Annotated in this window: 9 protein-coding genes; 2 read left to right on the forward strand and 7 right to left on the reverse strand. The window is 68.7% G+C overall.

Annotation, left to right across the window (positions count from 1 at the left end):
• Positions 1-283, forward strand: a 283-nt coding sequence (locus AB0I28_RS39255) for a DUF6651 domain-containing protein (protein ID WP_357501223.1), incomplete at its 5' end; no start/stop codon positions are given.
• A 1329-nt stretch (positions 284-1612) separates the two neighbouring features.
• Here AB0I28_RS39255 and AB0I28_RS39260 read toward each other — a convergent pair.
• Positions 1613-2386: a helix-turn-helix transcriptional regulator gene (locus AB0I28_RS39260; RefSeq protein WP_357501224.1), complete on the reverse strand. Its 774-nt coding sequence runs from the start codon at positions 2384-2386 to the stop codon at positions 1613-1615.
• An 86-nt stretch (positions 2387-2472) separates the two neighbouring features.
• Between AB0I28_RS39260 and AB0I28_RS39265 the strand changes: the two genes are divergently transcribed.
• Positions 2473-2850, forward strand: a complete 378-nt coding sequence (locus AB0I28_RS39265; RefSeq protein WP_357501225.1) for a nuclear transport factor 2 family protein — start codon at positions 2473-2475, stop codon at positions 2848-2850.
• Here AB0I28_RS39265 and AB0I28_RS39270 read toward each other — a convergent pair.
• The 6 genes from AB0I28_RS39270 to AB0I28_RS39295 all read right to left on the reverse strand — a co-directional run bounded on the left by AB0I28_RS39270 (position 2828) and on the right by AB0I28_RS39295 (position 8797).
• Positions 2828-3541, reverse strand: a complete 714-nt coding sequence (locus AB0I28_RS39270; RefSeq protein WP_357501226.1) for a type 1 glutamine amidotransferase — start codon at positions 3539-3541, stop codon at positions 2828-2830. The two genes, AB0I28_RS39265 and AB0I28_RS39270, sit on opposite strands and share 23 nt — an antisense overlap.
• 43 nt (positions 3542-3584) lie before the next feature.
• Entirely contained in the window at positions 3585-4499 is a 915-nt protein-coding gene (locus AB0I28_RS39275; protein WP_357501227.1) for a hypothetical protein, read from the reverse strand.
• 107 nt (positions 4500-4606) lie between these two features.
• Positions 4607-5626: an LCP family protein gene (locus tag AB0I28_RS39280; RefSeq protein WP_357501228.1), complete on the reverse strand. Its 1020-nt coding sequence runs from the start codon at positions 5624-5626 to the stop codon at positions 4607-4609.
• A gap of 95 nt (positions 5627-5721) precedes the next feature.
• Positions 5722-6777, reverse strand: coding sequence for an LCP family protein (locus AB0I28_RS39285; RefSeq protein WP_357501229.1), 1056 nt, complete (start codon positions 6775-6777; stop codon positions 5722-5724).
• A 131-nt stretch (positions 6778-6908) separates the two neighbouring features.
• Positions 6909-7874, reverse strand: a complete 966-nt coding sequence (locus tag AB0I28_RS39290; RefSeq protein ID WP_357501230.1) for an NAD-dependent epimerase/dehydratase family protein — start codon at positions 7872-7874, stop codon at positions 6909-6911.
• Positions 7875-7984: 110 nt separating this feature from the next.
• Entirely contained in the window at positions 7985-8797 is an 813-nt protein-coding gene (locus AB0I28_RS39295; RefSeq protein ID WP_357501231.1) for a nucleotidyltransferase domain-containing protein, read from the reverse strand.
• Between the last annotated feature and the right edge of the window lie 220 nt (positions 8798-9017).

A 9017-nucleotide genomic window follows, 5' to 3' on the forward strand; every position in this document is an offset into this window, starting at 1 on the left:
AATTGAAGACGGCAATGTCGTGGCTTATGACCCGTCAGGTAACAAAATCTATTCTCGTGCTAAGCCAGGTGAGTTAGCAGGATTTGATGAAGCGTTAGAATTCTTAGTGGAACAGTATCCGCAGAAAGACCACATTTTAAAAGCCTCTGGCAATACAGGCACTGGTAGTAAACAGAATCAATTCCAAGCAGGGCAAAAAACAATGAAGCGCACGGCATTCGATGCGTTAAGCCCTGTAGAACAAAGCTCTACAATCAATAGTGGCATTACAATCGTAGATTAACCCTCCTGATGCCTTTCGGATGATGGGCATCGCTAGGTCTGGATAGGCCATCAAAAAATAAATCATATTTAACTCCATAAGGAACAATACATGTCCAATACATTAACAGGGCTTATCCCGACTATTTACACCGCGCTAGATACGGTCTCTCGGGAGCAAGTCGGCTTTATCCCCGCAGTATCACGTAACGCGAAAGTGGATGCAGCAGCAAAAGGCACGTCGGTAACTGCACCAGTTGCCCCTGCAGCAACCACTGTGGACATCACACCAGGTGCAACCGCGCCAAATGATGGCGACCAAACAATTGATAGTGTGGAAGTCAAAATTACTAAATCAAAAATGGCTCCCGTCAAATGGAATGGTGAAGAACAACTAGCATTAGGTCCAGCAGGAACCTATAACACGATTCTTGCTGACCAGTTTAAGCAAGCATTCAGAGCGCTATCCAATGAGGTAGATGCTGACCTTGGCGCACTTTATTACGCAACCTCTCGCGCAGTTGGTAAAGCAGGAACGACACCGTTTGGTGTGGCGGGTGATTTATCGGATGCGGCAAATGCACGACAAGTCATGAGTGATAACGGGTCTCCAACCACCGATTTACAGATGGTATTGGGTTCTTCTGCGCCAGCCCGCCAGCCCGCCAGCCCGCCAGCCCGCCAGCCCCCGAGGAGCCCTCCGTGCCCCGCGACCTCGCCCCCCGCACCGTCCGCACCGTCCGCACCTTCCGGCGCCCCGACAACGCCGTGCTCGCCCTCGGCTGACCGTCGTTGGTCCTGCTCGTGTTCGCCTCGCTCGTGGCGTCCAGCGCGCCTCGGCTCGGCACTCCGGCACCCCTCGCCTTCGGCGGGTTCGGCGGGTTCGGTGCCGTCACCGCAGGCTTCGGGTGCTCGATGGCCGCCGTCGGATTCCTGCCCTGTCTCCGTCTCCGTCTTCGGGAGCGCGAGGTGGTCATCGCGAACCTCTTCCGTCGCGTGCGGGTGCCGTGGCCGCTGGTGGTGGGCGTCGAACGGTCTCTGCCGCTCGCGCCGCCGCAGCCGGGCCTGTTCAGGCAGCGTCGTGAGCGGGTGCGGTTCGTAGTACGCGACCGAACCGGGGGACTGCACGAGATCGACGCGTTCCGCTTCGGGCTGGCCCCGCTGCCGGCGACGAGCCGGCTCCTGGCCCGCGGAGGCCGCGGTGATCGCGCGTCGGGTGCCGGCCGACCCTGCGGCCCACCTTGCCATCGACCACGTCGTCACCGTCGACGTCCCGTGGCACCCCCTTGCTCCTGGCGTCAGGCCCGCCGGCCTTCGCGCTCCTGTTCGGCGCGGCCGCGGCCACCGGGCCCTAGTCACCCTCCGCCAGCCCGCGCAGCACCGCCGCGCTCTCCTCATCCGACGGGTAGTACGACTCGATCGAGATCTCCTCGACGGTGATGTCCTGCGCGGTCCCGAAGGTGGTGATCGTCGAGAACAATCTCAGCTCGCGGCCCTCGAAGTCGAAGACCATCGGCGTCGCGACCTGCGGAGGCGGCGGCTCGAACCCACTTTCTCGCGGGCCGCCGAAGAACTCGTCGTACAGCGCCCCCACCACCGGATCCCCGGTGCGGGCGACCTGCCGCGCCAGCCGCGCGCGGAACAGCTCGCGCACCTCCGCCAGGTTGACGATGCGCCCGGCGAGCCCGCGCGGATCGAGCCCCAGCCGGATCATGTTCACCGGCTCGCGCAGCAGCGCCGGGTCCACGTCGGCGAGGAAACGCTCGATCGGCCGGTTGGTCATCACCACGTTCCACCGCCGGTCCACGACCAGCGCCGGATACGGCTCGTGCGCCCGCAGCACGCGGGTCACGGCGTCGCGGACGGCCGACATGTCGGCCCCGTCGAGCGGCCGCTCCCGGTAGCGCGGCGCGAAGCCCGCCGCGACGAGCAGCCGATTGCGGTCGCGCAGCGGCACGTCGAGCTGAACGGCCAGCCGCAGCACCATCTCGGCGCTCGGCCGCGACCGCCCGGTCTCGACGAGGCTCACATAGCGCTGCGAGACCCCGGCCGCCAGCGCCAGATCCAGCTGACTCAGCCGCCGGCCGTTTCGCCACCGGCGCAACAGCCCGCCAACCGTCTCCACGCCACGACCCTAGACCTCACGCCCGGCGTCGTCGATGAACTCCCACTTCATCGACAACGGCCGCCGCCCCGAGCACACTTCCCGGCATGATCGACAACAAGCGACTCGTCCTCAAGGTCCTCGACCTCTACGGCAAGGGCGACCTCGACGCCCTCGAACCGCTCATGCGCGACGACTACGCCGACCACGGCCTGCCGTTCCAGACCACCACCCGCGCCGACTGGATCGCCAAGGCCCGACGGCTCCCGCTCACCGAGATCCGCGTCGACATCCGCCACCTCGCCGCCGACGGCGACCACGTCACCATGTTCTCCCGGCGGTCGCTGCCCGGCGGCGGCCTCGACATCGCCGTCGCCGACATCTTCCGCATCGCCGACGGCCTCGTCGCCGAACGCTGGGAGGTCGTCGAACCCATCGCCGCCGACGCGCCCGACCCGCTCGCTACGCTGCGGCCCGCTCCCTGACGAGCTCGGCGAACCGCCCGACGACCGTCCGCCACACCGGCCCGGCCAGCGGCTCGGCGTCCACCGCCGACTCGTAGAGCTCGGCCCGGTCGTGCCCCTTCTCGGCGAGTTTGCCGGCGTCCCACGTCAGCAGCGACTCCGGAGAGACCTCGGGGTGGAACTGCGTCCCCCACGCGAACTCGCCGACCCGGAACGCCTGGTAGGGGCACAGGTCGGTCTCGGCGAGCCAGGTGGCGCCCTCGGGCAGGCGCGTCACCGCGTCGATGTGGTGCTCGATGGCGGTGACGACCGGCGGGAGGCCGTCGAAGAGGCGGTCCCCCTGAGCGTCGGGGCGGATGCGGATCGGCACGCTGCCCGTCTCGGGGGCGCCGACGTCGGCCTCCACCGTCCCGCCCGCGACGTGCGCCAGCAGCTGCCCGCCGAGGCAGATCCCCAGCACCGGGGTCCCGTCCTCCAGGGCCTTGGCGACGATGGCGCGCGTCGCCTTAAGCCAGGGCGCGCGGGCATCGTCGTCGGGCATGAACCCGCCGCCGAGGACGAGGACCGCGTCATGGTCGCCGTCCTCGGGCGGGGACTGCTCGGGGCCGTGGACGACGTCGAGCCGCAGGCCCGACTCGGTCAGCCACTCCCCGACACGGCGGGCGCCGCCGTCGGCGTGGTTCTGGACGACGAGGACCTTCGGCGCGATCATGCCGACACGCTACGACAAAGATCTTCGTGTTCCAAGGGAAAGTTCAGACGAGATCGACGACCGCGTGCATGCCCTGCGCGGCGTGGAACTCGCCGGTCTCGTAGTCGTGCGCCCAGCTGACCAGCGCGTACCGGCCCGGCGCCAGGTCGACGTCGACCACCTGCGTCCGCCCCGGCGACAGCACGACCATCCCGCTCGGGCCGCCCGTGAAGGGGTACGCCTGGCTCGTCCCGGCGAACCAGGCGGCGACGTCGGTCCCGTCGAGGCCGTCGGCCAGAGGCATCCAGATCGCCTCGTTGAACTGCGCCGACAGGTTCGTCACCCGCACCGGCGCACCCGCCGGGATCCGCGACGGCGCGGCGAAGCGGGCGCCCCCGCCGGTCTGGTACATCACCACGTTCACCCGCGCGGAAGCCGGCGCGGAGGCGCTCCACCTCCCGCCGACGCGCAGCTCGCGGACCTTCGCGGCGAGCCCGTCCCGGCCGACGTCCTTGTAGTCGAGCAGGAGGTAGGCGCCCGGCGCCAGGAACTGCGCGGCGCTCGCCGAGCGGCCGTCGAGCACGGCCAGACCACCGTGGGCGGTGACGTCGTGCTCGACCTCGCGGCTCGCCTCGCCCGAACCGGGACCGCCGGCGAAGGCCGTGGTGAGGTCGTCCAGGTACTCGGCGAGGGAGATCCCGGGCCGCAGTCTGACGAGGCCGATCCAGGCGCCCTCGGGGTCGGTCGCCGAGACGTTCAGCGTCACCTCGCCCGGCGCGACCGTCGCGGGCGCGGTGAAACCGTCGGACGTCACCGACACGTCCACCGTCGAGGACGGCGAGGCGTGCGTGGGCGCGGCCTGCGCGGGCGCGGCGGTGATCAGGGCTGCGGTGAACAGGGTTGCGGTGAACAGGGCTGCGGTGAACAGAGCGGTGGCCCTCGCGGCGGCCAGGGCCAGGGGGAGCAGTCGTTTCGTCATGGCCGAAAACTATGCGCGCCCGTACGCACCCGGCATCAGTCCGGGGTGGACAGTCGCGGCGCCGGGCCCGCAACCCTCGCCGTAGCCGCGCCTACCACCCCGGTCGACTACTTCTTTACTTTGTTCACGTACTCCGGGTTGGCCAGCGCCCACGCGTTCATCGTGTCGGCGGCGACGGCGGCGAAAAGCTCCTGCGCGTCGGGCTGGATCAGGTTGATCACCGACTGGTCGCCGACCGCGCCGACGTCGGAGGGCGTGCGGACCATCGTCATCGCGTTCGGTTCGATGCCGCGCAGGGCGTAGGCGAGGTCGACCGGCTCGATCCCGTTGGTGTCGAGCGTCAGCGACGCCCCCACCGCCGACAGCAGCGCGCCGACCTTCCGCACGTCGGTGACGTAGCCCTGGTCGATGGCGGCCTGAAGCAGGTTCTTCACGAACTGCTGCTGCATCCGCTGACGCGCGTAGTCGCCGTCGGCGTACTGGTAGCGCTGCCGGACGATGTCGAGCGCGTCCTCCTTGCCGTACCGGCCGCAGCCCTCCTCGAAGGTCTTGCCGGTGTGGATCGAGGTGATCGTCTGCTCAAGGCACAGCTCGACCGTCCCGATCACGCCGACGACTCCCGCGAAGCCCTCGAAGTCGACGATGGCGCCGCCGTCGAAGGTCAGGCCCGTCAGGGTGTGCACCGCCTCCGACAGGGCCGCGAAGGACGCGCCCCGGTCGGCGCCGCCGCAGCTGTAGGAGGCGTTGATCTTGCCGTAGACGATCTCGCCGTTGCAGTTGAACTCCAGCCAGGTGTCGCGCGGGATCGACACCAGGAACGCCGAGTTCATGCCCTTGGGGATGTGCAGCACGATGATCGTGTCGGCGAGCCCCGGCTTGGTGGAGTTGACGCGCTGGTCGGAGCCGACGAGCAGGTAGTTCAGCGGGCCGTCGAGGTTCACGTCCCGCCCGGAGCGTGCGCCGTCGCCGAGCAGGTCGTCTTGCGCGACGGCCCCGTTGACCTTGTTCTGGGCGAGTTTGCCGGCCACGAAGGCCCCCGCGCCGGCGACCATGAGCACGCAGCCGAAGATCACCAGCGCCTTGGCCCACCACGGGTCACGCCGTCCGCGTTGCTCGTGCCTTCCCATGAGGACCGTCCCCCGCCCGAGCCGCCCGACCGTCGCGGGCTCTCAAAGAGGACACGCGCGAGCGGTACCCGGCCGTTGCGTGACCGGGCCGTCTCTCATTTAACAGCGTCGGGGTTGGCCGTGACCCATTCCGCGAGGGAATCGAGTCGCATCTTCGTGTACATCTCGCTCGCCTTGGCGTCGTCGGAGACGACCACCGACTCGCCGGTCTCGGTCTCACCGGTGCCCGTGTTGGGGCTGGTCAGGAAGACGAGGTCCTCCGAGCGCAGGTTGCGGAACTGGATGGCCACGTCGAGCAGGTTGAAGTTCTCGTCGACGGTGACGGCCTTGATGACCGTCTGGAGGAAGGCGTTGAGCTTGCTCGGGTCGGTCATCACGCCGGCGCTGGTCGCCTGGTTCATGATGGCCTTGATCAGCTTCTGCTGGTTCCTCATGCGGGCGAAGTCGCCGTCGGCGAACTGGTAGCGCTGCCGGACGTAGTCGAGGGCCTCGGCGCCGCTGAAGTGGTTCATGCCCTTCTCGAAGGTCCGGAAGGGCTTGTGGATCGACTCGATCGTCTCCTCGACCTTCATGTCCACGCCGCCGAGGGCGTCGACGACGTCCTTGAGGCCGGCGAAGTCGATCTCGACGAAGTGGTCGATGCGCACGTTGGTGTAGTTCTCCACCGTGGAGATCAGCAGCGGGACGCCGCCCCAGGCGAAGGCCGCGTTGATCTTGGCGTCGGCGCCGCCGTTGCCCTGCGCGTCGGTCGGGATCGACACGTACAGGTCGCGCGGGATCGAGACCACGTAGGCCTTCGAGTGGTCCGACGGGATGTGCATCATCATGATCGTGTCGGTGCGGGCGTTGCCGCCGCCGGTGGGGTTGTCCGGGTCGCGCGAGTCGCTGCCGACCACCAGGACGTTCAGGTCCCCGTCGACCTCGTCGACCGGACGGTCGCCGACCAGCGCGGCGAAGGCGTCGACGCGGCTCATGTCGTCGTTGAGGCCGTTGGCGTAGGACCACACGCCGATGCCGACGGCGGTCGCGATCAGCGACAGGACCACGCCGCCGACCAGGGCGATGCGCCCCCAGCGCGGCTTGATGCCGCTACTGCCTTTGCGCGGCGGGCGCTGGCCGCCCCTGCCGTAGGCGGTGCCGCGCGGCGGCACGGGCGGAGGGGAGCCGCCGACCTGGCCGCTCCGGTATGTCCCGGACGCACGGCCTGAGTTGGGTACACGGGCGGAGCCTCGTGGTCCGCGCAGCCTGGGATCGTCGCTCATGAGTCCAGATTACGGTCCGATCACAACAAGCTCGCGCGAGCGGCGCGCGAAATAGCCGAAATGTCGGAACGGAAGAAATCGATGGTCGCCTGTAGACCCTGCTCCAGCGTGATCAAGGGCTCATATCCGAGCCGATCGCGAATCAGGGACAAATCAGGACGACGCTGGCGCGGATCGTCGGCCGGGCGAGCGATGTACTCGACCCGCGACGGGCCCCCGACCAGGCGCGCGATCGTCTCGGCCAGCTCGGTCATGGTGATCTCGTAGCAGGTGCCGAGGTTCATCGGACCGGCCTCGCCGGAGTCGAGGAGCAGCAGGATTCCGCGCACGAGGTCGTCGATGTAGCACAGCGAACGGGTCTGGCTCCCGTCCCCGGTCACGGTCAGCGGCTCCCCGCGCAGGGCCTGGGTGATGAAGGTCGGCACGGCGCGGCCGTCGTCGGCGCGCATGTTCGGGCCGTAGGCGTTGAAGATGCGGACCACGCCCACGTCGACGCCGTGGTGTCGCTTGTAGGCGAACGCGGTCGCCTCCGAGAAGCGCTTGGCCTCGTCGTAGACGCTGCGCACGCCCGTGGGGTTGACGTTGCCCCAGTAGGTCTCCGGCTGGGGGTGGACGTGCGGGTCGCCGTAGACCTCCGATGTGGACGCCAGGAGGAAGCGGGCGCCGTCGGCCTTCGCGCGGTCGAGGGCGTGGAAGGTGCCCAGCGAGTCGACGCGCAGGATCTCGATCGGGATCCGCTCGAAGTCGACCGGGCTGGCCGGGCAGGCGAAGTGCAGAACGGCGTCGAAGCGTCCATCGACCGGAATGCCCTCCGACACGTCGGCCTCGACGAAGGTGAAGCGACCTTCCGAGGGGAGGTTCTCCTTGCGGCCGGTGACCAGATTGTCCACGGCCACGACCTCGTCGCCGCGGTCGAGGAAGGCCCTGACCAGGTGCGAGCCGATGAACCCGGCCCCGCCGGTGAGCAGGACGCGCTTGCCGGCCATGGGCGTCACCTTTCGCACGCGGCACCTCCGCGAGACCTCTACGTTGAAGGGGGTTCAGCCTACGTTAAACAGCCGTTGGGCGGCGGTTCGCCGAAGCCGAGGGTCCAACGCTAACCGAACTCCACGTTGAAATAGTCCCGCAGGCGGCGCAGGGTCGCCTCCTCCAAGCGGGCGGGCCATTCCTCCCCGGTCGCCGCCGCCAGCGCCCGGCCCCGGCGGACGAACTCGGCGCATATGACGCGGTTGGCCGCGACGATCCCGGCCGGGTCGGTGCCTGCCGGCGGGATCGACTCCAGGAAGGCGCGCTGCTCGGCCGACAGGAAGGCGTTCAGCCGTTTCACGCCGCCGGTGCGCCGCACACCGCGCTCGGCGCGCATCAGCCGGACGAGCTGGTCGCGGACGGCGACGATGCCGCTGCCGGCGACGACGCGCTCGTCGCGGCCGAGGACGGTGACCAGGTTTCCCAGGAAGTAGAAGAAGAGGTTGACCGCGGGCAGGGGGAAGTAGGGTTCGCCGTTTCCCGCGGGGCGGCGGGCGGGAGGAAGGAGGTCGCCGGTGCGGTCGAACAGGGGGAGGACCGCCTCGTAGGCGGCCGGGTCGTACTCGGAGCGAGAGTGGACCACGAGGTCGACGTGCAGCCAGTCCTCGGTGATGCCCAGCCCGCCGAGCAGGCCGGGGATCGGGTCGGCAAGGACGAGCGGGCCGGCGAGGGCTTCGAGGACGGCGGCGAAACCGGTGCGGAAGGACTCGGCCGACGCGTCGGTGACGACGAGGTGCAGGTCGACGTCGGAGTAGGCGTCGTTCTCGCCGGAGGCGTGGGAGCCGATGAGGAAGACGCCGAGGACACGCTCGTCGCGGGGGAGCTGGGTCCGGGCGCGGGCGATGACGGCTTCCTGGGCGAGGGCTGGGGCGGGGTCGGTCACGGGGGGAGGGTAGCGGGGCGGGGGGCGCGTGGCCCTCCTCCTCACGTCAACCCGGCTGGTGGCTCCGCCCCCAGCACCCCCGCCGGGACTCCGCCCCGGACCCTGCTGGGAGGCTCCGCCCCCAGACCCCCGCCGGGACTCCGTCCCGAACCCTGCTGGGAGGCTCCGCCCCCAGACCCCCGCTGGAGCTCCGCCCCAGACCCCGCCAGGAACTCCGTCC

The organism is Phytomonospora sp. NPDC050363 (assembly GCF_040655735.1).
GTDB lineage: Bacteria > Actinomycetota > Actinomycetes > Mycobacteriales > Micromonosporaceae > Phytomonospora.